Consider the following 24,864-nt stretch of genomic DNA (forward strand, 5'->3'; position numbering starts at 1 on the left):
GCCAAAAGTGAAATCCCTGCTGTTCAAGGCTTTTGAACCTTTAGGTCTAAAATTTGTATTTTCCTTAAAGAAGGAATTTTAAATTGAAGACCTTTGCCAAAACAGCTCTGGAACAGTTGGCTGCGTAAGGGATTCAGCGGTCAGAGTCGCCACGGCTTTTTCGGCTTGAGAGGGTTTGAAAGAAGAGAAGCCAGTCAACTTAGACAACTGGCTTTTGCATCGCCACGGCTTTTTGGCTTGAGAGGGTTTGAAAGGCTCGACCAGAGCCGATACCAACGGAGGCAGGTGGCTGGTCGCCACGCCTTTTTCGGCTTGAGAGGGTTTGAAGAACGGCGAACAAAACCCTGCTGAGCAGCCAGTATGGCTCCTTCAGCTTGAACAGGTTGAAATGTCAAGTGCTGAATTAAGTCTCTTAATCCCTTACAGCAACAGGTTTAATTTTAATTTCTAGAGGGTTGAAAGAAACCTCAGCCTTCCAAGGTTTTCACGGTATCTCGTCTAGATTCTTGGTAAATAGGAGTTTTTGTCACCCCAAATACGGGATTTAGCTCGTGCGAATGTCTCCTTTAAGAGGTTTGGACATTAATTGTTTAAACCATGTGCAATACACAGAATTAGCGGCAAAAAATACCTCGGATCTTGAGAAGTACGCATCTTCGTTGGATTTGGACATTAATCCTTTAAAGGCGGTCAAATAATTGTTTAAAGGACATTTAAGCGGGTGGGGGGAATCGAACCCCCATCATTAGCTTGGAAGGCTACGAAAATTAACGATTTATCAATGCTTTCAGACTTCGATACTGATTCTTACCCCAACTTTACCCCAATAGAGAGACTTCATTAAACCTTTACATTTCTTCTCTGATTGTTTTGTGGGATAGCGATCGCCCATTAACTTAGAAACCTCCTAGATGGTCTAGGAGGTTTCTGCTACAGAGCCGATATAGGCTAGCCGATGCTCACTCTCTTGGTTAAGATCCTCATGACCTCACCAGGGTTCACGGTAGGCAAGGGTTTAGACCACTCAAACGGTTCAGCGTAGCCAATCTGATACTGAACCATCACGTAATTCTCCACTACAGCAGGGGTTCCTACGGCAATTACCCTCAGAATATCTGGGTTGGCTTTATCCCGTAGGTCTAGAAACGGTTGCTCAAAAGTCATGATTTACACTCCACTAGGTTGAATGCCCAACACGAAGCCACCAGAGACATGGCAAAGCTAGGCGGCTAGCGAGTGTAAAATCCTTCTAGCCTCCCGACTGCCTTGATCAGTTGGGGGTTAGTTCCTTGGAAGTGCTGGAACCACTTTCAGGGAACGCTTCATTTTTGGACTGCTCTAGAACCTAACCCAGATTGACATGGGGAGTCAATATCCGATTTTGGGATATTCTGAAATCGGATGTAGCTTCCAAAGGTATGGGAGCCTCAACACACTCAGACGAATATCAAGAATTTCTCAAGCGTCTCCGAGCTGCGAGGCTGGAATCTGGCTTGACTCAGTTGGAGGTGGCTAACCGCTTAGGGGAACCTCAGTCCTACGTGTCTAAATGTGAGTCTGGTGAGAGGCGGGTTGATATTGTAGAGCTTTCCAAGTTTGCTGAAATTTATGGGCACTCCATCAGCTACTTCATGGAAGAGAAAAGCAGCTAAGCAGGTTGCTTTAGCAATAGCTAAAGTAGCTCTGAAAAAGCCATAACATTCGGTTGTACTGCAATGTTGAGGGATGACAGTTGAAGACGAGGTAACTGATCCTAACTATTTAAGAAGTTTGAGGAGTTGGGTACGGTTCCGCCAGAGTTCTACTCTGCTATCCTTGTAGACTTTGGCAATGAATGGGGCTTGGTTGCCCGTAGTAAACTTCTCCAGCTTTTTCAGCACACCGGCAAATAGATCTGCCATCTGCTGACGGGTTAAGTTGCCAGAAGCTAGGGAAAAGACTTTGACATTAGCACGAGCAATCACCTGCAACTCAAGCGGATTAGTGCCAATGCCTTTATCTTTGGTCAACACTATCCAACCGTGATCGCCTACTACCGAAAGCCACTCTGCATCGGGAGTATTTGGGGTAAAGTAATTGCCATGATGCTCAACACAGGCACCTGCTTCAAGCAGTGTGTTGGCAACAGTTTTACCAAGGCACCAATCAATGAAAAAAACAGGCTGAGCAGGTGGGGTCACGCGGCACGGTTTTGAGATTCAAACTGAATGGCGGTCTTGATTTGTAAGGGTGTGCAGTCATACTCATCGGCAATATCCTCGATAGAATCGCCAGCGTTATAGAGTTCAGCGATGATATCGGTAGGAATCCCCTTTCCGGCAATGACGGGTTTCCCAAATCGGATGGAGGGATCTAGGAAGATAATTTTGTCGCTGCCAGGTTCAGGAATTAACTCAATTACTGGAAAAAAGCGAGTAGCAATACCGTTAGCGTCCCACTCAACGCGGGTGAGCAGGTGCTTCAAAGTTTCCCGCATGGCAAGCTGACCCGACCGGGAAACATTCACTAACCGATCCATCTGGTCTACAAATAGATCAACCCCATCCGTTTGAAATTTTTTCGTTACCAGCGGATGACTAGTACCAAACTGTTGGCTCATGTAATCTAGGGCTTTACGAACCTTATCCAGCTTGACCTGATGAGTTTCTCGAATGATTCGCAAAACGTGAGCCTCTACCAGGTTGGTAAACGAGAGTTGGGGCAAACCAGGATCAGGACGTTGGATCAGTGGGTCAAAGATTTGCTGACCGCTCTTGGTAGCATAGCAGCGCCCTTTCAGCCAGGAACGGAGCGTTACCAATGGGATACGCAAATACCAGGCTGCATCTGTCACCGGGTACGCCGGAATGTTGTAGATTGCGTCGTCCCACTTCACCACCTGTTACCTCAAAGCGTTAATCCCGACACAACGTTATCATCCTTCGATTCTAAGCAAACTTCAAACCTAGAAATAGAGGGAGCCTTAAATTCAAGGGGTTGATTATGGGCGCTTATTTGGGAGCATCAACAGTCAACTACACCTTCCTGAAACAAGTCTTATCTAGGAATTGATTGGTAGACGCTTGGGCGATCGCCAGGAGAAGTATTGAAAATAGCCCCTCTCTTCTCCAAGTAAGCAACATCTGAAGGAGACAAACCTTTACAGTTTGTCATTATTGCTCCTTCAGTTCTTGCACCAGTAAGGTCTGCACCAGTAAGGTCTGCACCAGTAAGGTCTGCACCAGTAAGGTCTGCACCAGTGAAAGTAAGGGCGCGGGCATGGGCGAGATCGAGAGCACGGGTGAGATCATGAGCGAGATCGCGGGCATGGGCGAGGGCGCGCGCGAGTTTGCGGTCAAGAGTGCGGGCAAGGGGAAGGGCACGGGTAAGGTTGTAGTCGAGGGCGCGGGCAAGGGCGCGGGTCGAGTCAAGCTTGGGGTCAAGGACACGAGCTAAGGCGAGATGGAAGGTATGTTTGAGGTTTCGGTCGAGGGGAGTAATACGGTTTCGGATAAGTTTAAGGGTATGATCGAGAGACTCAACACTCTTGCAAGCAAGTTTGAGGGCACGAGCACGGGCAGGATTGCGAGCAAGTTTGAGAGCAAGTTTGAAGTCACGGTCAAGGTTGCGGGCAAGTTTACGAACGCGGTCAATGTCGCGGGCAAGGTTGCGGGCAAGTTTACGGACGCGGTCAACGTCACGAGCAAAGACGAAGTTAATGTTTATTGCAGCGCTAAGGTTAGCAGAACTAAGATCGGCGTTAGTGAGAATGGCTCCTTGTAACTTTGCAGAGGCGAGATTAGCGCTCTTGAAGTTCGTCTCCATAAAGTTAGCGGATGATAAATCGCCTCCAGAGAGATCAACGTGAGACAGATTAGCTCCTGCAAAGTCCTGTTTGGGATCAAGACCTAACATTTCAGCTAACTCAAAAAAGTTAGTTGTTTTAGCATCAAGAACCGTCCCAACTAATCGATCGAGTTCTTCAAAAGACGCAGGTTCAGCCATGTTGCCACCTTCCTTGACAAATAGGGGATGCCTCTACCATTGGCTTAAGATATCGGAGGGCGATCGCCCGTTCAATCAGAGCAAGCTTATTGCGATTGATGTTCTTGACTTGCCCAATTTGACCCCACGTGATCTCAACATCGTCACCTCGCACCGTAAAATCAGCGTTTATCTCACAGGGAAGGTCAGCAATTTGGAGAATACCCAGAAGCGTCTCCTTCAGTGTCCCCTCTAAAACAATGCGATCGCCATGAGCTTCAAAAACCCAAGCAGGCTTATCTTCAGAGCCTATCTTCTTGACCTGAAAGACTTCCACAGTAACCTTTTCAGCCAATCCTTCAGTTGCTTTAGCTCCAACATTCCGAGTATCTAACGCTACTCCTGCCTGAATCTCATTGGATTTAGTCCTTTGCTTCTCTACCTCGATCGACACTTTGAAGGGCTTGGAAAGGGCAATTTTCTCTAAGGGTAATTTGCAGTTCTGAAAGAGAAAGCGAAGTTGACCACGCCTCACCCCAAACGTTGCTCGTCCTCCCAGCAAGCCTAATCGGGTTCCACCAGGTATTTCTATTTCTTGTTCCCCACTAAAGTTGATAGTGAGACTGAGGTCTATTTCTCTTGGGTGAGTAGCTATCTTTGTGTTACCTGATGTAAGTAGAGAAGAGGTTTTAGAAGTGTCAGGGCTTTCCTGAAGGTGGAGCTTCATCACCACGCAGTCAGGAAATCTGCTGCTTACTTGTAGCTCAGAAATTGCATCCATCAGGGCAAAGCTTCAGAACAGTACTGCTGTCACGCTTTATTCTCGCACTTTGTTTAGTTCTGTTGACAGGAGAAGCACGGTAAGCGATCGCACTTCTTCTAGTACATTGCAATTGTTGGTAATTGGTCATTCTTAAACTATAAATTCATACGAGGTGAGGCTATTTCAATTAGTCCGTGCAAGATTAGGGAAATAGCTTAGAGCATTTTGCTCAACTGCTCCTAGTGAAGGCGATGCGAATAGTAACTAAACAAACTCTCTTTTAATTGGTATTGGTAAGAATTACTTCACGGTAGCTTTTCTACAATCAGATTGAGAAGGTTAATAACTTGCTTGACATCCCTTCGTATAACTTGAATCTCGTGTTCAATTGACTCAATCCGTTGAATTGTAGAATCTTGCAGTTTGGACGCTTGTGAACCGGAATTAGCTGACCGCTTATTAGTTTGAGGCTTAGAGGTTTGTGAATTGGAGTTTGCTGATTGCTCATTGAGTTTAGAGACTAAAGCAGCCCAACTATTTGCTCTGATGTTGAAATGGGCTTTAGCATCTTTAATGGTTTTAAATTGTTTTTGGAGCTGTTCAACTGTATAAGGTTTAGAAGATTCTGTATGGGTCTGTTTGTCAAGGTCTTCCTCAACCATTTCAACAACTTCATCAATAAGTTGATCATGATTTTGAGCAATTTTGGCAGCAGCTCCCAAGATTCGAGAGGTCGCTTTGATTTGCACATCGCTCTCCTCCTTGAGTTGATCGGCAATGCTACGAATGCGATCGCCAAGCGTTGGAGTTTGAGATGTTTGAACGTTAGAAGCTAAATCCTCATTCATACTGATGGCTCCCTATTCTGCGAGGATATCTTTCACTGCTTGCCAGATGCGTTTGAACTTCTGAACTAGACCCAATGGATTGTTGGAAGATTCATCCTCAACTGAATCGACAAGTTGTTGAATTCTGTCCATGCGGCTAGCCAGAGCATAAAGATTATCTACTGCCTCATCTTTCCGCTCTAAGGAATCACGTAAGAGGACAGCCATCTCTCCGATTTCTTGCTTCAAACGCTCATTCTCCCGTTTGCGACGGGTTTCCCAACTCTTGATTCCAGCCTTTGAGCGTCGCTCAAACTTGAGCTGTGTTTGAGCTTCGTTATATAAAGTCAGGTAGTGATCACGTTCGATTTGAGCCGTTTCAAATTTGATAAGTAACTCACTGCTGCTGGCTTTTTCTTGGCTGTAGAGCGTGAGATAAGACTCTGCTTGAGTTTGGGCTTCTTGGTACAAGGTGAATGTGGTTTGGTACTTCTGCTGTTCGTCTTGATAAAGCGTGAATGTAGTCTGATGTTTCTGCTGCTCTTCCTGATACAGAGTAAGCGCTGATTGATGCTTTTGCTGCGCCTCTAAGTACAGATGATGATTCTGTTCTACCTGTTCTTCAGTGTCACGGGCGCGTTGCTGCCATTCATCTCGCTGTGCCCGTGCGGTCATCAGGCTACTCTTAAGTTCATGGTAGGAAGCGGGTTCTGGTTGCCGTGAGTGAGGGTTTCTACTGGAATTGTCGTCGGAAGAGTTATGCCGATCCGCTCTCCGCATGGCTATTGTCCTGTTTCAAAAATGGGCAGTCTTATCTGTCGAATATAAGATGCCCAAAATTGGATAGCTGTGATCTGTAGTTTTGACTGAAGCTCGTTCTAAAAGACACCATGTAAAACCATTAATCGATAAAGTTTGCTGAGTCTAGGAAGTCAAAATCTCAATATATTTTCCTTCGATTAAATTAGCCAAATTGCTTAACGCAAAATTTATACATTTGTACTAATAACTATAGATATCGGTCTACTTAGATAACAAGAAAAAGTCGTAACAAAGCATTAAATTCTGTTAGTAACCTCCGGAAACTGGGTAATAAAAGCTAGAAAAGATACTAGATCAAAACTTCTTTGGTAGTTCAAACGCACTACAAATCATCGTCTAAGTTGTTCAGTAGCTTCTAAGGTTTGAATGTCGCAAATTGTCATCGAAAATCCTGTAATTAACTCAGCTTTTGAGGAACCCAAACAGCACTTTAAGTTTGATCAAGATGGCATTACTAACGAAATCGTTAAATCTCGCCGTATTAGCGAGTACTTTGTTCCGATCGCCCGACCAAAGAAGAAGAGTCAGCAAATAGAAATTGATTTAGGGCTTCTGAGTCAGGATCGGGTTGAGCCAAATCCAACCATCAACCGGATTAGGGAACGGGTTTCTCTCTGGCGTAGGGGTGGGTATCAGGGCATCACACCCACGACTAGACGTTTGCTTGATTATTGGACAAATCCAGAAAGGGAACGGCGTTTATTCTTTTGCCAGGTTGAAGCTTTAGAAACCGTTATCTACATTACTGAGGCGGCTAAAAAATTTGGTGATACCTGGATTGAGAATGAGCTAAGACAAGCCAATGAAGATGCTAATCCGTTGCTGTTTCGGCTGGCTTGCAAGATGGCAACAGGTAGCGGCAAAACAGTTGTGATGTCAATGCTGATTGCTTGGCATACCCTCAATAAAATTGCTAACCCTCAGAATCGGTTGTTCAATGATGCTTTCCTAGTCGTGACACCGGGCATTACGATCCGCGATCGCCTTCGAGTTTTACAGCCGAATGACCCTGAGAACTATTACAGGAAGATGGATTTGGTTTCTCCTGACCTGCTGCCAGAACTGGAGAAGGCGAAAATTGTCATTACCAACTATCACGCTTTCCAATTGAGGGAGACTCAATCAGTCTCCAAAAACACGAAGTTGGTTCTTAACCCAGATGGTAGCAGTCCGTTCACTGAAACCCCGGATCAGATGGTTAATCGGATTTGTCGGGCGTTAGGCAGTAAGAAAAACATCATTGTGATCAACGATGAAGCTCATCACTGTTACCGACGTAGGGTAGGGGGTGAGGAGGAGAAACTAACCGGAGATGATCGCAAAGAAGCTCAGAAACGAGAGGAAGAAGCAAGGGTTTGGATCTCCGGACTCGAAGCGATTCAGCAAAAAATAGGGGTGAGGGCAGTTTATGACCTTTCAGCAACTCCCTTTTTCTTGAAAGGGTCTGGATATACAGAAGGTACGCTGTTTCGATGGGTTGTCTCCGATTTCTCGCTGATAGACGCGATCGAAAGCGGGATTGTAAAGGTTCCTCGTGTTCCTGTCTCAGATGACAACATGAGAGGGGAACTGCCTACTTATCGAAATATCTGGGCATTGATCCGCGATAGTTTACCCAAGAGCGGTAGAGGAAGCAAAGACGAAAGTAAAGCCGTTGGAATACCCAACCTCCCCAAGGAACTAGAGGGAGCATTAAAAAGCCTCTACAGCAATTATGAGAAGGCATTTGAACAATGGGAACAAAATACAGAGGCTCAATTGAAAGGGCTAATGCCTCCAGTCTTCATCGTGGTTTGTAATAACACTAATGTCTCAAAGTTGGTCTACGACTACATCTCAGGATGGGACACAGGTAAAACGTTCCCAGATGGTAAATCTGTTTTAGCACCGGGCAAACTGCCACTATTCAGCAATGTAAAGGATGGGGACTGGTCAGCCCGACCTTACTCAGTTTTGATTGACAGCGAACAATTAGAGTCAGGTGAAGCGATGAGTCCTGATTTTAAGAAGATCGCAGCAAAGGAAATTGACGAGTTTAAGGCGGAGTACCGCGATCGCTACCCCGGATCAGATCCCAACAAAATCAGCGATGAAGACCTACTGAGAGAGGTCATGAACACGGTAGGCAAACCGGGCAAGTTAGGGGAACAGGTGAGATGTGTTGTCTCAGTCTCAATGCTGACGGAAGGATGGGATGCTAACACCGTGACTCACATTCTTGGAGTTAGAGCATTTGGAACTCAATTACTCTCTGAACAAGTAGTCGGTAGAGGGTTAAGACGGATCAGCTATGCCACGAATGAACAGGGAATGTTTGAACCGGAGTATGCCGAAGTCTATGGGGTTCCTTTCCCGTTTATGCCGTGTGCAGGTTCTAAGAAGGTTCCTAAACCGGGTAGGCTACCAACCCGTGTTAGAGCCTTAGAGGATCGGATCGATTGTGAAATTACGTTCCCAAGGCTTTTAGGCTATCGCTATGAAATTACAGGGGAAAAGCTCACCTATCAATTTACGGACGCTTGTAAGTACGCTCTCTCTACAGCAGACCTACCAACTACAACCGAAAATGCCCCAATCGTTGGGCAGACTAGCATTCACTCTCTTGAGGAATTGCGATCGCGCCGTCCTCAAGAAGTTGCCTTCTTGTTGGCTAAGTTGGTCTTAGAGAAATACTTTAGGGCAGATGGGGAGAAGCGACCGGATAAGACAGAAGCTCACCAATTTGATTCTGAGGTTCAGTCCTGGTTTTTTCCGCAAATTCTCCAGATAGCAAAGGAATGGCTGAAGGAATGCCTCACTCTTAAGTCAGGCACATTCCTACAAGAGTTACTGCTGATTGAACTCGCCCATGATGCAGCAGACAAGATTTATACGGCGATTGCTAGTTCAGAGGGTAGCCAGAAAACCCTAAAGCCGATTCTTAGACCCTACGATACCTTTGGCTCAACTCGTTACGTTGATTTCGATACGACCCGTCCGGTTTATGTGACTGATCCAATAAAGTGCCATGTTTCTCATGTGGTAGCAGATACTGAAAGTTGGGAACAGAAGATGGCACAGGTTTTAGAGGATATGCCTGAAGTGATTTGTTACGTCAAAAATCAAGGTTTAGGGTTTACAATTCCCTACTCTTTATCGGGTAATCAAAAAAACTATATGCCTGACTTTGTTGTGAGGCTAAAAGATAGAAGAGATGACCCCTTAAATCTGGTTCTAGAGGTTTCTGGAGAAGCCCGAAAAGATAAAGCAATAAAAGTTAGTCATGCTCGAAGCTTCTGGATTCCTGCTGTTAATAATCACGGTAGCTTAGGACGTTGGGCATTTGTCGAAATTACCGACCCTTGGGACGCGGAAGGAAGCATTCAAGCAATTTTGAGAGAGAGTAGCAATGGCTAATCAACCAATAGAAATAACAACTGATTTCGCCATTCTTGCACCTGTGCCAATTATGCATTTGAAATCAGCAGTAGAAGATGGATTGTCAGAAATAGCTTTTGGTACCAGCCTTTGGGAAGTTCTAAATGAAGCAAATTCTTTAAGAAGGGGATTGCCAGTTAATGTTTATATCTATGCATCCTGGTTAAATACGGATAAGGATGAAGAGAAAACTATCCCTCCATCTGTTACCTGGAAAGCTCAATATATTAATCATTTAGACCCTGCTAGACCACCTGATCGAAAGGCAATTAATGAACGCCGACCAAGTTCAACCAAAAAATCAGAAACAGGCAAAGACATAGAAGGATGGGGCTTGTTCTGGGTTGTCAAGAGACTATGCCGATTAAATGAACCTGTTCCTATTCACAAATTCAAAGGACTGAAGCAAAGAGCTTATTACAAAGATACCTTTATTCCAGAACACCCGCTTCTCATTGAGTATCTCGGCAATTTTCAATAGCAGCATCAGCTTATAAAGACCCATCATGCCCAAGAAAAAGACACCTTATAACTCTACATCTATTGATAGTCATCAACATAATGACAAGCGGGCAAACATTCCTACTGAGGAGCTGAGAAGCTTTGTCGATGATGACGAGAAGAAGCCTACGATTATTCGATACCAGCGCGATCCATCGCTTGATCCGCAATTAGTTTGGGATGGTAAGGATGAACAAGATAGCCAGGATCTAGAAGTTCCTGCTGTTCCTATTTATATTCAAGAGATTGTTAAGCCAGAATCGATCGTTAAGGATTTTTTAGAATACCAAAGTCAACAATCAGCAGAACAGCAAATGGATTTATTTGCTGATCAGAATGATTTACCCTTTTCTGACAAGATTGATTTCTACCGTCATGAAACAGACTGGAAAAACCGAATGATTTTGGGTGATTCCTTGCTAGTGATGAATTCATTAGCAGAGAAGGAAGGGCTAAAGGGAAAGGTTCAAATGATTTATCTTGATCCTCCCTATGGCATTAAATTTGGTTCAAATTGGCAAACTTCAACCCGTAAACGAGATGTTAAAGATGGAAAGGTTGAAGATGTGACGCGACAGCCAGAACAAATTAGAGCTTTTCGAGATACTTGGGAAAAGGGAATTCATTCTTATTTGGCTTATTTGCGTGATCGCTTGATAATCGCTAGAGAGTTGCTGACAGAAACAGGTAGTATTTTTATACAAATTGGTGATGAGAATGTACATTTAGTTAGGTGCATACTTGATGAAGTTTTTGGGGCAAATAACTTCTGTACAATGATCTTTTTTCGCAAAACTTCATCAGCCAATAGTCCAATGGCGCGAGTTAATAATCTAGCTAGTGTTTGTGATGTAATCCTTCATTATGCAAAAGACATAACTAAAGCTAAATATAGGCAACTATATTGGCTGAAAAGCTTAACCAACGACGATGCAGGAGTTTATTCTTATTTGGAAACTGAAGATGGAAAGCGTAGACGAATAACTACGCAAGAAAGGAATGGAGAGATCCCTTTATCTGAGAACAGCAAGGTTTATCGAGTAAGTGATGTTACTTCAACTGGATACAGTGAAAAGCTCTCATTACCTATTAAGCTACATGACAAAACTTATGAAATAAGTGGAAATCAACATTGGAAAACCACTTTGGAGGGTATGCAAAGGCTGTCTTTTGCAAACCGTTTAGTTCCCGCTGGTAAATCTTTAGGATACGTGCGTTATATCAGCGATTTCCCCGTCTATCCAATAGTGAACGTTTGGACAGATACAGGAACAGGAAGCTTTACAGATAACAAGGTTTATGTTGTACAAACGGGTATTAAAACTATTGAACGTTGCCTTCTAATGTCTACTGATCCAGGAGATCTAGTTCTTGATCCAACCTGCGGCAGTGGTACAACTGCTCACGTTGCTGAGCGGTGGGGTAGACGTTGGATCACAATCGATACTAGTAGGGTTGCTTTAGCTCTCGCTCGCACCCGGTTAATGTCTGCTAAATTCCCCTATTACCTTTTAGCAGATTCACCAGAAGGCAGAGTTAAAGAGCAAGAGATTACAGTTATCTCTAATGTAATTCCTGTTAGTTTTGGTGCTAACCAGAGAGCGATCGCTGTTGAAGGTAAGGATTTATCAAAAGATCCTTGGGAAACCCCAACCGGAGCGGGCGTAAAGTCAGAGCATGACATCAAGAAGGGGTTTGTTTATAAGCGGGTTCCCCATGTGACCTTGAAGGCGATCGCCAATAACCCAGCGATCGACACCATACACGCTAAATGGCAGGAACAGTTAGAACCTATCCGTACCAAACTAAACAACCTCCTCAAGCAATCTTGGGAAGAATGGCAGATTCCCCGCGATCCTGACGAGAAATGGTCAGAGGATGCTAAAACTCTACTCTCGCAATGGTGGGAACTGCGACAGCAACGGCAAAAAGAGATTGATGAGGCGATTGCCACAAATGCCGATACCGAGATCCTGTATGACCAACCCTATGAAGACTCAAAACGGGTAAGGGTGTCAGGCTCTTTTACGGTTGAAAGCCTTTCACCCCACCGGGTTCTCTCTACCGAAGAAGAACGTCCAGACTCAGAATCAGCAGGTCAACAGCAAGCCTCGGATCAGTTTGAGACTCGCATCATTGAGAACTTGAGGAAAGCAGGAGTTCAGAACACGAAGAAGAACGAACGCCTCAAGTTTGATACCCTTGAACCTCATCCAGGAACCTGGATACACGCGATCGGAGAGTATACCGACACTGACGAGAAGGCGAAGCGGGTTGCTGTCTCCATCGGTTCTGAGTATGGAACAGTTGGATCAGACGATATCCGAGAAGCCGCAAAAGAAGCAGTTCAAGGGATCGGCTATGACCTGCTGATCGTTTGCGGGTTCGCCTTCGATCCTACCGTTCCTGAAGAAGCCAAACGTTACGGTAAGCTAACTGTTCTCCCCACTAGGATGAATTCTGACCTGTTGCTAGGTGATGAACTTCTCAAGAAAACAGCAGCAGCAAATCTCTTTATGGTGTTTGGGGAACCCGACATTGAGATCCATAAGCAGGATGACGGCAAAATTACCGTAGAACTCAAAGGACTTGACATCTACGACCCCACAACCGGAGAGATCCGCAGCAGTTCAACCAACGATATCGCCTGCTGGTTCATTGATACACAATACAACAGTGAAAGCTTCTTCGTTCGTCATGCTTACTTCACCGGAGCTGATCACCCCTACGACAAACTAAAACGGGCACTCAAAGCCGAAGTAGACGAGTCAGCATGGTCTGATCTCTACTCCACAATCAGCCGACCTTTCACCCCTCCCTCCCATAAAGGTAAACCTGGAAAAATCGCCATCAAGGTGATTAACCACTATGGCGATGAAGTTCTAAAAGTATACGAGTTGAAGTGAAGGTGAACTGAGAGAATCAACACTAAAATAAATTATTTATTTAAAGAAGGAGGGTCTGGATGGATACCTATATCTGTATCAAATAAAGTTTTATCTTTTCTAAGTTGCTCGTCTTTCATAGCATTATATAGACGAGCCAATTGAATTAAATTCAACTCCTTATCTTCATCGCTATTTTGCTTAAGAATTGGATAGGTTGAATAAACAATCGAAGTAAAATCAGTCCAATTCTTTTGAGAGGACGTTTTGATGGCATGATCAAGAATCTCCTTCTCTTGAACCGTCAAAGATGGATAGTCCATAAAAGAAATAAAACCTCTCTTGTCAGGTACTTGAATATCTTGATTAGGTTGAAGTCCACATTCCCCTAAAGTCCATTTCAACGAAGTAATTTGTTTATTCCTGATAAGTGCAGAACGCCAATCAGCAAGATAAAGGATTTTGATTAGACGGAATCTTGATAATCGATTAGTGTTTGGATAGTGGCTCGTAATGTACTTCAATATACTTTGTAAATCTGCCATATTAGTAACCCTCATCACTAGCCTGTTGTGGTGAAAGCTTCAGGAAGGACGTAATGATCACCAGTTGTCGTAAAGTATTGAGATGAATCCTCAAGTTTCTTTGAGATCCTAAAATATCTTTTGTAAAAGCTTTAGCTTTAGTACTTTCAAAAAGAATAATTGCGATTCTTCTAGTAGGAAGCTCATCACTCTTCAGCGCATAACCGTAATAAGTTCTACTCTTCATTGTAAATCTTCTTGCGGTTTCTTTTTTAACATTCCAATCCTGCTTGAGTGTATCTAAATATTCATTTAGATTAGTTTCTGGATCTGGCAAGTCATCTACAAATGCCTCTCCACTTCCATCATTCCAAGCTTTACCAATACAGCCCTCATTATCTGGATAGGATAGTCTTCCCTTTTTATCAAAGTTCGGGTTTTCTGAGTAACGTCCAATAGAGATGAACTCATGACTTTCATTGTGAAAATATATACTTATCCTTTCAGTCCCCTCAAAATCAATTTCTCTAGCTAATTGTTCAAGGCTTTTCTTAATTATTAGAAAAAAATTTGCTCGTAATTCTACGACACTTTCCAAATTAGCTATTTCTTTCTCTAGCTTCTCGTTTCTGTCAGCATCTCTAAACGAGTCAACACTCCCAACAATAGTTAACAGAGCTGAAAACCCAAAAAAACGACCTGTTGAGGCATTAAACCACTTCAAACCATCTCTTTGTATATCTGCAACACTTCCGAATACAGCCAGTCCTATACCTCCTAGCAAAACAAAGGTTTTTGACCAATATCTACGTATAAGGCGTTGCAACCCCATGATCTCGTTCCATTCCTAGCGCTTTGAGCGCAACTCTGCAATTTTATGTTGATTTGAGAATCAAATAGCAGCATCTGCTGCAATCATTGCTTCAACCTTAATAATCCGCTTCTGTAATGTCTCACTCTGCCGCTTCAGCTCCTTCAGTTGCTTACCACGAGCGATCGCCGCTTCATACTGTCCAACCTCAAAAGCCTTCAGGTACTTTGATTTTCTGCCGTCAAATTGAGCTTTTCGGCTTCTCAACTGCCAATGAGTAGCATTGGTTCTAGCTGTTCCACCTGGCTTAGATTGAGCAATCCAGCAATCAAATAAGACATCGCCTTCACTGCCGATCTTTGCTCTTTCAGCTTCCAAGGTTTTCAGGTTTTCCAGCAGTTCGAGATACCCTTTCATACTTTTTGATTCGTGTGCAATCTACATTTATTCTGTAAAATTGCACACGAATCAACAACCGTAATTTCCCCTACAAACTTAACGCCTCTCAAAGCCCCTGAGCTGACAGCAAGGTGGAGCCAACGCACAAAGCCCTCTTGCTGAATTGCTTCAAATATCCGAAGGCGATCTTAGCGATCGCCCCACTGCCTAACGCTCTCTAACGTCTATCTGGTGTAGTTGCTCCACCTGTTGCACTGTCCCTGCAATTCCACCATCCACGCAGGCTCTACCTAAATCATCGACAGGAATATTTGCAGCGAACCATTCCTCGGATTCATCCAATTCAGCGTTAGCCCAAATATCATCTACAGGAATTGGCTCTACTTGCTCAGCAACCCATCCTGAACCACTGGGATAGATTTCAACAGCGTTCAATGGTCTTAACTCGAAATAGAAGTTGTCTGGAACTGGCACGATGGCATATCGGTTAGCGAAGGCATTCCGAGCCATTCCTCCAAGCGTGTCTCGTGTAATGCAGACATAACCCCGTACACCGTTTGCATCTGCCCTATCCTGAAATACCCAAGTCAAATAAGTAGACCCTCCTAAATTGCTAGCTCCATATTCAGGAACAGCAGCAGCACTAGGAGGAAAGGCAGTCAGTAGGGTTGTAGCAATTGCAAGAGTAGAGAATGTCTTCATAGGTAAGGGGGGAGTCTGTGCGTTAATTGTTCCCAACTGTTAATTCCCTTCTAACCCAAGCTGAAGGCATTGATTTCTAGAACTAGGATCGCGTTCCACCTTAGACAGTTTGATCAGTGATTTGACGAAACGAACCTATAGAACCCTTATTTTGCCGTTGCTGTTGAATCTCCTCTAATCGGTCGATCGCCTCATATAGCTCTCGATTCATCTCCCGCTGGTAGCGGTTGAATAGCTCCGGTTGCTGCAATCCTTTACTGACTGCCTCAGACTGCTGAATCGCTTCAGCATGACCATCAATTTGGGCGATCGCCTCATCAATTTCTCGGTTTCGCCCTTTGACAAGCTTCAGCAGCTTTTGGGCACGAGCAACCGCTTCTTTCAGACTTGCTCTAGATATTCCGGCTTCCTTGTCCCATGACTCACACAGCCACTCCTCAAAAGCACCGTGATAGTGCCAAACTGCGCTTGGCTCACCTTCCCCGTGAAAATAGTTGTCCCCAACTGATTCTCGAAGCGCTTTCAGTGTCTCTGCTTCCGTATGCTCCGGTAGGTATTTGAGGTCATATTCCAAATCCATCCTCAGATTCTCAAGCTTTGCCCTCTCCTGCTCTAACAGAGCCTTCATTGAGACACGCTTCTCGCTATACTCTTGGAACCCTTCGAGCGGATTAACCTCTGGAGGAATTACCTGATCCGGAAACTTGATCCGCTGCTGCGCTTTGAGAATTTGGGTATTGGCGATCGCACTCTCAACATTCCACAAGCGATACTGCTTCAGCATCCCCATTGCTACCTGTTGAACCAGAAAATTCTCGACAGGTGACTGAGGCTGGTAATGGTCTATCAGCGATTGCACCAATCCCTCAAAGGTAGATAAGTCTTCTGTCACCAGCAGGGGGGGAGCCTGACAGAGCAAACCATGTTTAGTAGCGTTGCGACTGGCGATCGCCTTTCCTCGTTTTGTGCGCGGGCCTCTTGATTTTCTGCCATTGAGTCTAGAAATTTCTGGGCTAGCTACCATACATCTCAATTTGATTCAAATTGTCTCAAGGTTAGCCTAGCTTCTACTCTGTGGGTGTAGGCTTCTCTGTTGCCCTTGCTAGAGTTGCTAGGTTGTCAGAATGGGTTCCGATCGCTCCTGTCAGTTTCTTTACCTCCTGCCAGCTTTGCTCCCAAAAAGCTCTCTCTAGCTCCTTAAACTCATCGAGCAAACCGTAATAAACTCGCCAACGCATATATTTAGGTTTGGGAGGAATTCCATCAGTTCTGGGGTTCCAACAGGTTGCTTTAAGCTTCTTGCGAATTCGAGCAATCTTGCAGCTATGTTCCTTGAACCTATTGCCACTTGAGTTGCTGCTGCCATAGGTCAGGTTTAAGCACTTTCGGCATTGAAAAGGGATGTTGTTCAGTTTATGAAACGGGTTTAACTGAGGGAACAAAATAGGCTGAAATAATCTTCCTGCTCTGTTCTGACAGCGAGGGCAAACAAACCAAGGGCGTTGTCCTCCATAGTTGCAGTCTGTCCAAGCGATCGCCTGCGTTTGAGTTGTCACAGAACCGTCTTTATATCTGCGCTGCATGATGGCTTCTGTCTCACCAGCTTTGCACCAACCTTTACGGTTCCACTCCTTAATGTTGATGTCTAAGCAGGACTCTACAACCCAACGGGCGGGAGGTCTGCCAGATCTTCCATGTCTGCCTGATGAAATGCTGCCCATTGTACCTAAATCATTAGGAAAAATAGTAAAAACTTTGCTGCTGATATGCCTAAAACCACTGCTAGACAAGGATTTTAGGCTGTGAAAAAGTTAGCATTTTCCCTCACGCCTCCAGAAACATCTATGTAACCCTATTAGACTCGTACTGTTCTATCTCTGTCAGGGGTAAGCAGATATCAACCAGCAGAACATACTGATTGAGCCATTTGAGCCAAGCTGTACCGTTTGAGTTGATCTGTTTGACTTTGAAGAGAGCGTTGTCTGATCTACGTTTCACGATGCTGTGAACTGCGATCGCTTGATAAAGGCTTAAATCCTCTATTGCTTGCTTTCTCTCAAATGTTTGATCACAAACTTTTATGGTTGGCTTCTCTCGGTTTGTTCCTTGTTTACAGTTCAATGCTTTTTGAGAAACAGGTACAGCGATATCTAAACTGGAATCCAAGCCTAACTGTCTATTAACACTTAGTAGGGGGAGGTCTGTAACAGCTTGACTAGCAAGCTTTTCAGTAGATCCTTGTAGATCAGAACTGTCATCAGCGATTGCTGAAACCTCTTTAGATTCGTCTGTTACATACCCTGCCTGATCAGGTGGTTCACTTGCATCAACCTTAGCGTCAGCAAAGTGCTGTTCTACAATCGCTGGAACTCCTGTGGGCTGGTCTGTTACATACCTCTCTCCCCAAAAATTAGGATGCCAAAGTTCCAGGTATTTTCTGAGAGTGATAGGACTGCATTTAGCAGTTTTACAAATTAAACTCTGCCTATCTCTAACCTTTTCTGGCAAGCCTCCAAACTGTTTAGTAAGTTGGGCGATCGCATCCTTGATCCGCTGTAAAGCATCAGAACTCCGAACATGGTTAGGAGGTGCTAGAGGAGTTTTAGGTTCCTTGGAACGACTTTCATATGGGCGGTATCGGTTACTTCTACGGTTTGTTGTCACCCAGTCCTTAACTCGTCTCTTGATGTTGCGCTTGTGGTTACAGAACTGCTGATATCCAGGCAAGCTAGGCAGCGTTGCCACAGCCCAACTTTCTATTTCATCCCAGTCCTTTGCTTGAAAGACCCTGGCATAGATACAGGCTTCCTTCAGGATTCGATTGGTTTGTCCTTCACTTGTCCAGCCATTCTTTAATGTCGCCTCTAATCGCTCTCGCCACTCAGTAGCGTTACCTGATGCGTAAAACGTATGAGCTTTAACAACAGCGATCGCCTGCTTCAATAGCTCTAAGTCTTGCTGCAATTCTGCTTCATGCCATGCCTTGATCAGCAACTCTACGGAGTCGTGAACTGGCTGAAAATTTTCATCCAGAACGTATGAGCCTTGCTGTAGTGGCAACCTATGCGCTTTGTACAGACTTCGAGGAAATTTGACGTTTGGAAATATTTCCAACTGTCCATCTTTCACCCCAAAACCTGCATCCCCTACAGCATTGGCAACAGCCGCAGCCAGCTTAAAGCAGGGCACAGATTCAGAGATAGGGAAATAGACGTGCAGACCTTCAGAATAGCTAGAGCGTATCGTCAGAAAACGACACAGCCCCAAGCTTTCCATAACCTCTAAGAGATTTCTGAAAGCCTGTGCATTTTTGTAGGGATGGTAACAACTAGTGATATCGATGTCGAACATCACATAGCGGGTAGTTCCACCCCTACCACATTTGAAGCGCACCCCTACCAGTTCATCAGCCTCAGCCCATCGTTTGCATAACGTTTCTGGGCTTAAGGGAAATCGGCTCTCGGTTCTCCAATCGGGTTTACCTCCAGTTGCTTGAGCAGCTATGAAGTCCCAAGGGTGGAAAATCGTAAACCAATCGAGAACAAAATTTGAAAGCTGATTACTACGGCAATGGCAAACGCTTGTTGGGCGATCGCCTTCGCTGTGATCAGTCATCAGCCAGCTTTCCTACCTCTCTTGCTGGACTGACGACTGACAATGCTAGTCAAATAACGCTCGATCGTCTTCCGATGAGCTTCTGGATTTTTTCGGTTTATCGCCCAATCTGCTAACAGATCTGGGTTATACCTGATCGTTCGAGTATTCCACCTGTGATAGTGAACTCCCTCGATCAGAGTCGAATTCTCTGCGAGTCGATACTGCTTAAGGGTCGAAGGACTAACCCCTATAATTTCGGCAGCTCTATGCTTGTTGACTAACTTAACTACATCAAGTTCAGAAGTCTCCGACTGAGAAATATTCGTGTTTTTCGGCATTATGAGGAAAGAAGTAGGGTAGTTTGCCCGTTCCTCTCATCACCCAACTGAATCAAAAGCAAGATAATAGGATGCTCAATAAGAGCGTCTCTCGAACTACTAGGTACTTCAGCAACCAGTAGTTCAGATGTATTTGAAACCAATGTTAGCCGAAAAACTCGAAATTTGCCTAAACTTGACGACCTTTAGAAAACTTATGTTTTGCAGCATTCAACAGGAGGAGAAACGTTCCTCCTGTCTACATAGGCATTGGGCATAGCATTAGAACTCAGGCACTACCAGTTCTCGCTTATTTCCAGCGTAATGTCGGTAGATCACCTCTGGGGAGTTACCAACCAATCGAGCCACATCCTTAGCATCCAAGCCATTCTCTAAAGCTAGGGTAATGAATGTATGCCTTGTCTGGTAAGGCTTTCGATATTCAATTCCCAAACCCTCCAGCACAGGCTTCCAAACATTTTTACGGAACGATCGCGTATCTAGATACCCTCCCGTGTAACCAGGGAAAACCGATGACTCCGGATCACAAAATTCTGGTCTAACGGCTTGAAGCAGGTTTTGAACTTTGCCGTTACAGGGGAAGCGTCTACGGTCTTGAGTTTTTAATCCCTCTCTAACAATCTTCCCCTTGCTAGTCTCAATGAGTGCCTGCTCAAAGTTGATGAACCTAAAGTCGTTGCTGATATGCTTCCACTGAAGGGCTAGCGCCTCACTCGGACGGCATCCCGTCATAAACAAGAACTCGACATAATTCCTGTAGTAATCGTGCTTAAACCCTGAGTGCTTCTTGCAGAACTTATTCTCAGCAATAGCTTCAATGATGGAATCGCGTTCAGCCAGAGAGAATGGAAAAATTTCATCCTCCTCTGAACTCTTCTGAGATTTGGGCGGTTTGATCTCGCTTGCCATTCCAGAAAACGGATTTGCAGAAATCCAACCCGACTTCATCGCCCAATCGCAGCAAGCATTCAACCTGGTAATGAATCGCTTGCAAGACTCGATCGGGAAAGTCTTAAGTGAATAGTCCCTAATCTCGTTAGCTCTATCCAAGTCATGCGTAGGCAGCTTATGCAAGTACTTCGTAAAGTGCCCATAGACAAACATCATTGTGTTCTCTGAACACTGAGGGCGCTTATACTCAACAAACCTTTCCCACAGTTCTGCAAGGGATGGATTTTCTGGGGTAGAGATTGGGGTAACAGCAGCAACCGTAGAAATTGGCTCTGGTTTGTACTTTGCTAGAGTCTCATCAAAGTGCCCAGAAATCATATCCATACGAATCTGGCTAGCCTTCATTTCTGCCAATGCACGGGCTTCTGGAGTGTCTGAGAAGCCTAGCGAGAGATAATGGCGCTTGCCTGCATGAGAGAAGACAAGCTGTAATCGACTATTGGAAACTTTGATCTGTACGGAACCCTTGGAAGCCTTGCGCCTAGTGTCGTTGGAGTTCATGGAAGTAATTGGGGTAAGCACTATTAGTCTACCCCAAAATTACCCCAATCACTACCCCAAAACTGTCCAAACTACCCCAATTTTTACTCCAGACTAGAACGGGCGTATTAGAGTTTGGACATAGCAAAAGGGCTTCAGAATCGTCTGAAGCCCTTGCTGTATAATGCTTTTAACTCTTTAAGCGGGTGGGGGGAATCGAACCCCCATCATTAGCTTGGAAGGCTAAGGTTTTACCACTAAACTACACCCGCGCGATTACTAACAGATTGAATGTGAGGAGCGATCGCTCTGTCTCATTCCGTCTTTAATTCTACGCCTAGACTAGGGTATCACACATTGATTCAAGTTTGCTATTGAATTGAACTGATAGTAATTGTGACTTGCTGGTTGTCACTTGCCCAGGGCTCTCCATCTCGCAAGGCAGGGTTAAACTCCAGCCAGTTTTGAACCAGGCACACTGCAAGCTGGTCGTAGGCATAGCTGCCGCTGCTCGTGTTGCCCACCTGAGCAGCGGAAACCTGACCGTTTGCCTCTACTGTGACATGAACCTCAACCGGAGTGCCCAAATAAGGATTTGCTTCTGCCAGATACTGAGCGTACTGCTCCTGTGGAGTCAGGGCTGTTTCCATTCCCGGTTCAACTGGGCAGCCGAAGCTAGTTGGGTCAGGCAGGCGATCGCGCCCCGGACTAACTGTGGCGATCTGAGTCGGGACATCAAAGGGCCTATCTGGTCTTTGGCTGACAATAGCACTTGTAACCCAGCCCGTAGGGTTAGCATTGGAATTTACCGTCACTCCGGGTAGTCCAGGATCACCTGTCGGTGGAGTGGAGTTTGCGTTTCCTCCCCCTTCAGCGACAGCAGAATCGTCAACAGGAGCAGGATCAGTCGTCGCATTGTCAGGATCAGTGTCTGGCACTGGATCAGCCTCGGTTGAGCCAAGATTTTCTGGTGGGGTGGAATCTGCAGGTTGCTCCGGCTCGGTCGAAGGGGACGGCACCGGATCGGGAGAGGCTTCAACTTGCGGTTCAGCGGGTTGCTCTGGGATGGGTTCTGGTGACAGTTCAGGAGTGGGTTCCGGCGATGGCTCAGGGATAGGCTCTGGCGACGGCTCAGAAATGGGTTGTGGGTCAGGAGGTGGAGCTGAAAACGCTTCAATCGGCGGAGTGGTCGAGGAGGGTTGAGGCTCAGGTTGCTGAGCAATGGCATTAGATTGAGGAGCGTTGGGGGCGATCGCCACGGGATTTGTAGCTGCCGGGTCAATTTCGACCAGATCGACTGCCACGGGGTCAAGCTGAGGTTCTTCCCCAGCACGCCGACCTTGTAGAGGCAAAATAACTACCGCCAACAGTAAGTGAAACAAAACTGACCCAGTTGCCACCGCCAGCCACAAATTTGGCGGATCTGTGTGTCGCCGTCTTTTGTCCGTTATTAGCAATTTGGGTTTAGGGGCTTTAGTCAATCGTGCCATGCAGGGGGTGTAACCGTTGATGCTCCCAAAGTGATCATAGCGAAGGGATCTAAGCAGATAGAGCAGATAGAAACTTAAAGCTCCTCATCGCCAACCAAGCCGACGCAAGCAGGGGACAAAAATATAGTGGCTAACCCCTAGACAGCTTCCCAAAGCAAGGCTAAGGAGACAAAAAAACAGCAGACATGCCCAAAAGCTCATGCCGTTCGAGTATGCAAAAGGCGGAAGGGCGACTGAGAATACTTGCCACAGGTCGTTGATGAATGGAGGGTTGAGCCACACCAAACTAGTAATAAATGGAGTCAAGCTGACGGCTGTAATAACGGCGTAGAGCAGGTGATGGCTAGGCAAACCCAGCCCTAGAGTTAGCAATGTAGGAGCGATCGCCACAAATACTGCTAACCCCGTCCCCGTTCCTTGGGTGCTAGCAAACTGCAAACCCACCCAACCGAGTAAATAGCTCAAAATTCCAGTGAATCCCGAGACAATTCCTCGTCGCCGCTGTCCAAAGCCGCCAGCTGCGGTCAAGCCGAGGGCAGTTCCCAGTCCAGCTAAGCCAAACATGAGAAACCCCGGCTCAACCTCTAGTGCGAGATCAGGAATCCAGCGAACCAATTGTTTAGATAGCAGTTCAGCTAAATTAGTTCCAACAGGCGAACCATAAGCTAGAAAAAAACCAACTGTCGTGCCAATGCCAGCCCCTGCCGTCGCTAAAGTGGTGCTCCAGCACGTGTCAAGGACTGCCCTGAATGTCCAAACGGTGGCTTGAAGGATGGCAGTGGCGATCGCCACAATTCCCCGCTTTCCCGCTTTAATTCTCTTCTGCAAAGCTGCAACAACTGGATTTTTTGGGGTCGTCAACCCCATTGCTGCCCTTCCGTGAGCTGCAACAAACGGCGCAATTTTTTGCAACTGCAGTCGAACTTCCTCAGTTGACTCAGGACGACGCTGCGGATTTGCCCGCACCAACCGATCGAGCAAATCCGCGAAGTCAGGGTTTACCTGTACCAGATTGCGCCAGCGCAGTTCTCCCGTAATGGGGTCTTCCAGTTGCACCGGATAGCGCCCCGTTAGGAGGTGAATCAGGGTCCTACCCAGCGCGTAGAAATCCGCTGACGGTTGAATGTCGCCTCCTTCAACCTGTTCGGGGGGACTGTAGCCCGGAGAAACCAGACGGGTAGAGCTAATTGAGCGATGGACTGGCTGCGTGTGCATTTGTTTTGCCCCACCAAAGTCGATCGCCACCAGTTGCCCTGTTTCTAACCGCACCATGAGGTTTGCGGGTTTTAAATCACGATGCACAATTTGATGCGCGTGCAGTTCTTGCAGAATGTCGAGGGCTTGATAGAACCAGTTCACTACCCAGGTTTCTGGGCAGCCATGCGGATGCTCCTCCAAAATGCTCTGCAAGGTTTGCCCGTTAATTTTTTCCATAACCAGGCAAGGAATCGTTGTGCTGATGGTACGCGGGGAGGCGTTTTGAGAAAAGCCTGAAGAGTTTGCCTCACCTTGGCTTGTAGCGATCGCTCGTCGCTCTACCGCCACTTTAAAATAGTTTCCCGGCTCCACCTTGGGTACGCCCGGATGGTTTAACCTCGCCAACACCGCCGCTTCCTGCTCAAACAATTCCCGTGCTTTGGGTGCCTGCTCAACTAAAACTTTGAGAACTTTCTCTGTGCGTGACTGCGAGTCGTAAACCGCATAAGTGACAGCAAACCCACCCGACCCCAAAATTTGCAGTGGCAAATAGCGCCCGCGCAATTGCAACATTGACCCGCAGCGCTGGCAGAACCGATTGCCCCAAACCTGACAAGGCTGGGAGCAATCTGGATTGATGCAATAAATCGACACCGGAGCAGGCTGGGACACGGGCGATCGCTAGGGAAAAGACACAAATATCAGCATCTAACTTCAAACTGTAGCGCTCAACCCCTGTCAACTGACAAACTTCCCGCAATGCATCGAGCTATTCATGAGCAGCATTGTAGGGTGGGTGAAGCATCGCAGAATCTAATAAAATCCATGCCAGAGTTGAGTTTCACATTGTTCCACCCAACTCCCATTAGAAGTTTTGGCAACTGAAGCCGCAGCTAGAAAAACGAAACCTGGTAACGACGGTATCCTTTTCTTCTCGTCTAATTTCTATTAAGAAATCTTTACCTTGCTAAAAGGTCCTACACCAAGATATGCGCATAAAACATTGCGATTGGTAAACAAAAGCCTGGATATTCTTTATCAAGTTAATAATTTTTGATTATCTGTTAGAAACATAAATGGTCGTTATAGATAAGCAAAGAAGTTCGGAAGTTTACCTTATGAAATTCCTGATATATTTTTTAAGAACCCAATCGGTCGCGGTAGTCGGAAGAAGAGGAGTTGATTATCAGTTTTGAT

Annotated in this window: 21 protein-coding genes and 1 tRNA gene; 4 read left to right on the forward strand and 18 right to left on the reverse strand. The window is 45.6% G+C overall.

The window, feature by feature from the left end:
• Positions 1 to 948: 948 nt before the first annotated feature.
• Positions 949 to 1,164 (reverse strand): hypothetical protein, encoded by a 216-nt coding sequence (locus tag H6F93_RS07320; protein ID WP_190679909.1) that lies wholly within the window; start codon positions 1,162 to 1,164, stop codon positions 949 to 951.
• A gap of 254 nt (positions 1,165 to 1,418) precedes the next feature.
• On the opposite strand from H6F93_RS07320, the gene relB reads away from it, so the two are divergent.
• Positions 1,419 to 1,652: a type II toxin-antitoxin system RelB family anti-toxin gene (relB, locus tag H6F93_RS07325; protein ID WP_190679910.1), complete on the forward strand. Its 234-nt coding sequence runs from the start codon at positions 1,419 to 1,421 to the stop codon at positions 1,650 to 1,652.
• A 105-nt stretch (positions 1,653 to 1,757) separates the two neighbouring features.
• On the opposite strand, the gene H6F93_RS07330 is transcribed toward relB, so the two are convergent.
• The 6 genes from H6F93_RS07330 to H6F93_RS07355 form a co-directional block, all read right to left on the reverse strand.
• The gene (locus H6F93_RS07330; protein ID WP_190679911.1) at positions 1,758 to 2,180 is read right to left on the reverse strand and encodes a PIN-like domain-containing protein; all 423 of its coding nucleotides are present in this window, start codon (positions 2,178 to 2,180) and stop codon (positions 1,758 to 1,760) included.
• Complete coding sequence (locus tag H6F93_RS35065; protein ID WP_524537911.1) at positions 2,177 to 2,875, reverse strand: DUF433 domain-containing protein; 699 nt, start codon at positions 2,873 to 2,875, stop codon at positions 2,177 to 2,179. The genes H6F93_RS07330 and H6F93_RS35065 overlap by 4 nt, the downstream gene beginning before the upstream one ends.
• Positions 2,876 to 3,036: 161 nt before the next feature.
• Positions 3,037 to 3,984: a pentapeptide repeat-containing protein gene (locus H6F93_RS07340; protein ID WP_190679913.1), complete on the reverse strand. Its 948-nt coding sequence runs from the start codon at positions 3,982 to 3,984 to the stop codon at positions 3,037 to 3,039.
• Positions 3,977 to 4,744 carry a hypothetical protein gene (locus H6F93_RS07345; RefSeq protein ID WP_190679914.1) on the reverse strand — a complete coding sequence of 256 codons (768 nt, stop codon included), beginning with the start codon at positions 4,742 to 4,744 and terminating at the stop codon, positions 3,977 to 3,979. Before H6F93_RS07345 ends, H6F93_RS07340 begins: the two co-directional genes overlap by 8 nt.
• 287 nt (positions 4,745 to 5,031) lie before the next feature.
• Positions 5,032 to 5,475, reverse strand: a complete 444-nt coding sequence (locus H6F93_RS07350) for a hypothetical protein (RefSeq protein ID WP_199313537.1) — start codon at positions 5,473 to 5,475, stop codon at positions 5,032 to 5,034.
• Positions 5,476 to 5,586: 111 nt separating this feature from the next.
• Positions 5,587 to 6,333 carry a coiled-coil domain-containing protein gene (locus H6F93_RS07355; RefSeq protein WP_190679916.1) on the reverse strand — a complete coding sequence of 249 codons (747 nt, stop codon included), beginning with the start codon at positions 6,331 to 6,333 and terminating at the stop codon, positions 5,587 to 5,589.
• 408 nt (positions 6,334 to 6,741) lie between these two features.
• Here H6F93_RS07355 and H6F93_RS07360 point away from each other — a divergent pair, with 408 nt between their 5' ends.
• Genes H6F93_RS07360 through H6F93_RS07370 form a run of 3 tightly spaced genes read left to right on the forward strand, consistent with a single transcriptional unit; the run spans position 6,742 to position 13,199 of the window.
• Positions 6,742 to 9,771: a BPTD_3080 family restriction endonuclease gene (locus H6F93_RS07360; protein ID WP_190679917.1), complete on the forward strand. Its 3,030-nt coding sequence runs from the start codon at positions 6,742 to 6,744 to the stop codon at positions 9,769 to 9,771.
• Positions 9,764 to 10,273, forward strand: a complete 510-nt coding sequence (locus H6F93_RS07365) for a hypothetical protein (protein WP_190679918.1) — start codon at positions 9,764 to 9,766, stop codon at positions 10,271 to 10,273. Before H6F93_RS07360 ends, H6F93_RS07365 begins: the two co-directional genes overlap by 8 nt.
• Positions 10,274 to 10,298: 25 nt before the next feature.
• On the forward strand, positions 10,299 to 13,199 hold the full coding sequence (locus H6F93_RS07370) for a site-specific DNA-methyltransferase (protein WP_190679919.1): 2,901 nt from the start codon (positions 10,299 to 10,301) through the stop codon (positions 13,197 to 13,199).
• A gap of 32 nt (positions 13,200 to 13,231) precedes the next feature.
• Here the strand turns inward: H6F93_RS07370 and H6F93_RS07375 are convergent, their stop codons facing one another.
• The 11 genes from H6F93_RS07375 to H6F93_RS07425 all read right to left on the reverse strand — a co-directional run bounded on the left by H6F93_RS07375 (position 13,232) and on the right by H6F93_RS07425 (position 24,339).
• Positions 13,232 to 13,723: a Panacea domain-containing protein gene (locus tag H6F93_RS07375; protein WP_190679920.1), complete on the reverse strand. Its 492-nt coding sequence runs from the start codon at positions 13,721 to 13,723 to the stop codon at positions 13,232 to 13,234.
• Between the two features lies 1 nt (position 13,724).
• Positions 13,725 to 14,534 (reverse strand): hypothetical protein, encoded by an 810-nt coding sequence (locus tag H6F93_RS07380; RefSeq protein WP_190679921.1) that lies wholly within the window; start codon positions 14,532 to 14,534, stop codon positions 13,725 to 13,727.
• Positions 14,535 to 14,594: 60 nt separating this feature from the next.
• Positions 14,595 to 14,930: a hypothetical protein gene (locus H6F93_RS07385; protein ID WP_190679922.1), complete on the reverse strand. Its 336-nt coding sequence runs from the start codon at positions 14,928 to 14,930 to the stop codon at positions 14,595 to 14,597.
• Between the two features lie 189 nt (positions 14,931 to 15,119).
• Positions 15,120 to 15,614 (reverse strand): hypothetical protein, encoded by a 495-nt coding sequence (locus tag H6F93_RS07390; protein WP_190679923.1) that lies wholly within the window; start codon positions 15,612 to 15,614, stop codon positions 15,120 to 15,122.
• 100 nt (positions 15,615 to 15,714) lie between these two features.
• Positions 15,715 to 16,638: a hypothetical protein gene (locus H6F93_RS07395; RefSeq protein WP_190679924.1), complete on the reverse strand. Its 924-nt coding sequence runs from the start codon at positions 16,636 to 16,638 to the stop codon at positions 15,715 to 15,717.
• A 43-nt stretch (positions 16,639 to 16,681) separates the two neighbouring features.
• Entirely contained in the window at positions 16,682 to 17,335 is a 654-nt protein-coding gene (locus tag H6F93_RS07400) for a hypothetical protein (RefSeq protein WP_190679925.1), read from the reverse strand.
• A gap of 121 nt (positions 17,336 to 17,456) precedes the next feature.
• On the reverse strand, positions 17,457 to 19,229 hold the full coding sequence (locus tag H6F93_RS07405; protein ID WP_190679926.1) for a hypothetical protein: 1,773 nt from the start codon (positions 19,227 to 19,229) through the stop codon (positions 17,457 to 17,459).
• A gap of 581 nt (positions 19,230 to 19,810) precedes the next feature.
• A complete protein-coding gene (locus tag H6F93_RS07410) occupies positions 19,811 to 21,001 on the reverse strand; it encodes a site-specific integrase (protein ID WP_190679927.1) in 1,191 nt (396 codons plus the stop codon).
• Between the two features lie 180 nt (positions 21,002 to 21,181).
• Positions 21,182 to 21,252, reverse strand: a tRNA-Gly gene (locus H6F93_RS07415).
• 99 nt (positions 21,253 to 21,351) lie between these two features.
• Positions 21,352 to 22,470: an energy transducer TonB family protein gene (locus tag H6F93_RS07420; protein ID WP_190679928.1), complete on the reverse strand. Its 1,119-nt coding sequence runs from the start codon at positions 22,468 to 22,470 to the stop codon at positions 21,352 to 21,354.
• A gap of 84 nt (positions 22,471 to 22,554) precedes the next feature.
• Positions 22,555 to 24,339, reverse strand: coding sequence for a protein kinase domain-containing protein (locus tag H6F93_RS07425; protein WP_199313538.1), 1,785 nt, complete (start codon positions 24,337 to 24,339; stop codon positions 22,555 to 22,557).
• Positions 24,340 to 24,864 lie beyond the last annotated feature (525 nt).

Origin of the sequence: Leptolyngbya sp. FACHB-671, from assembly GCF_014695745.1 — a bacterium.
Classification (GTDB): Bacteria; Cyanobacteriota; Cyanobacteriia; order Elainellales; family Elainellaceae; genus JAAUTN01.

Bases quoted from the DNA above. Each gene is read 5' to 3' on its own strand.
- H6F93_RS07320 (WP_190679909.1), bottom strand. From the start codon at position 1,164: ATGACTTTTGAGCAACCGTTTCTAGACCTACGGGATAAAGCCAACCCA.
- relB (WP_190679910.1), top strand. From the start codon at position 1,419: ATGGGAGCCTCAACACACTCAGACGAATATCAAGAATTTCTCAAGCGT.
- H6F93_RS07340 (WP_190679913.1), bottom strand. From the start codon at position 3,984: ATGGCTGAACCTGCGTCTTTTGAAGAACTCGATCGATTAGTTGGGACG.
- H6F93_RS07345 (WP_190679914.1), bottom strand. From the start codon at position 4,744: ATGGATGCAATTTCTGAGCTACAAGTAAGCAGCAGATTTCCTGACTGC.
- H6F93_RS07355 (WP_190679916.1), bottom strand. From the start codon at position 6,333: ATGCGGAGAGCGGATCGGCATAACTCTTCCGACGACAATTCCAGTAGA.
- H6F93_RS07360 (WP_190679917.1), top strand. From the start codon at position 6,742: ATGTCGCAAATTGTCATCGAAAATCCTGTAATTAACTCAGCTTTTGAG.
- H6F93_RS07365 (WP_190679918.1), top strand. From the start codon at position 9,764: ATGGCTAATCAACCAATAGAAATAACAACTGATTTCGCCATTCTTGCA.
- H6F93_RS07370 (WP_190679919.1), top strand. From the start codon at position 10,299: ATGCCCAAGAAAAAGACACCTTATAACTCTACATCTATTGATAGTCAT.
- H6F93_RS07375 (WP_190679920.1), bottom strand. From the start codon at position 13,723: ATGGCAGATTTACAAAGTATATTGAAGTACATTACGAGCCACTATCCA.
- H6F93_RS07380 (WP_190679921.1), bottom strand. From the start codon at position 14,534: ATGGGGTTGCAACGCCTTATACGTAGATATTGGTCAAAAACCTTTGTT.
- H6F93_RS07385 (WP_190679922.1), bottom strand. From the start codon at position 14,930: ATGAAAGGGTATCTCGAACTGCTGGAAAACCTGAAAACCTTGGAAGCT.
- H6F93_RS07390 (WP_190679923.1), bottom strand. From the start codon at position 15,614: ATGAAGACATTCTCTACTCTTGCAATTGCTACAACCCTACTGACTGCC.
- H6F93_RS07395 (WP_190679924.1), bottom strand. From the start codon at position 16,638: ATGGTAGCTAGCCCAGAAATTTCTAGACTCAATGGCAGAAAATCAAGA.
- H6F93_RS07400 (WP_190679925.1), bottom strand. From the start codon at position 17,335: ATGGGCAGCATTTCATCAGGCAGACATGGAAGATCTGGCAGACCTCCC.
- H6F93_RS07405 (WP_190679926.1), bottom strand. From the start codon at position 19,229: ATGACTGATCACAGCGAAGGCGATCGCCCAACAAGCGTTTGCCATTGC.
- H6F93_RS07410 (WP_190679927.1), bottom strand. From the start codon at position 21,001: ATGAACTCCAACGACACTAGGCGCAAGGCTTCCAAGGGTTCCGTACAG.
- H6F93_RS07420 (WP_190679928.1), bottom strand. From the start codon at position 22,470: ATGGCACGATTGACTAAAGCCCCTAAACCCAAATTGCTAATAACGGAC.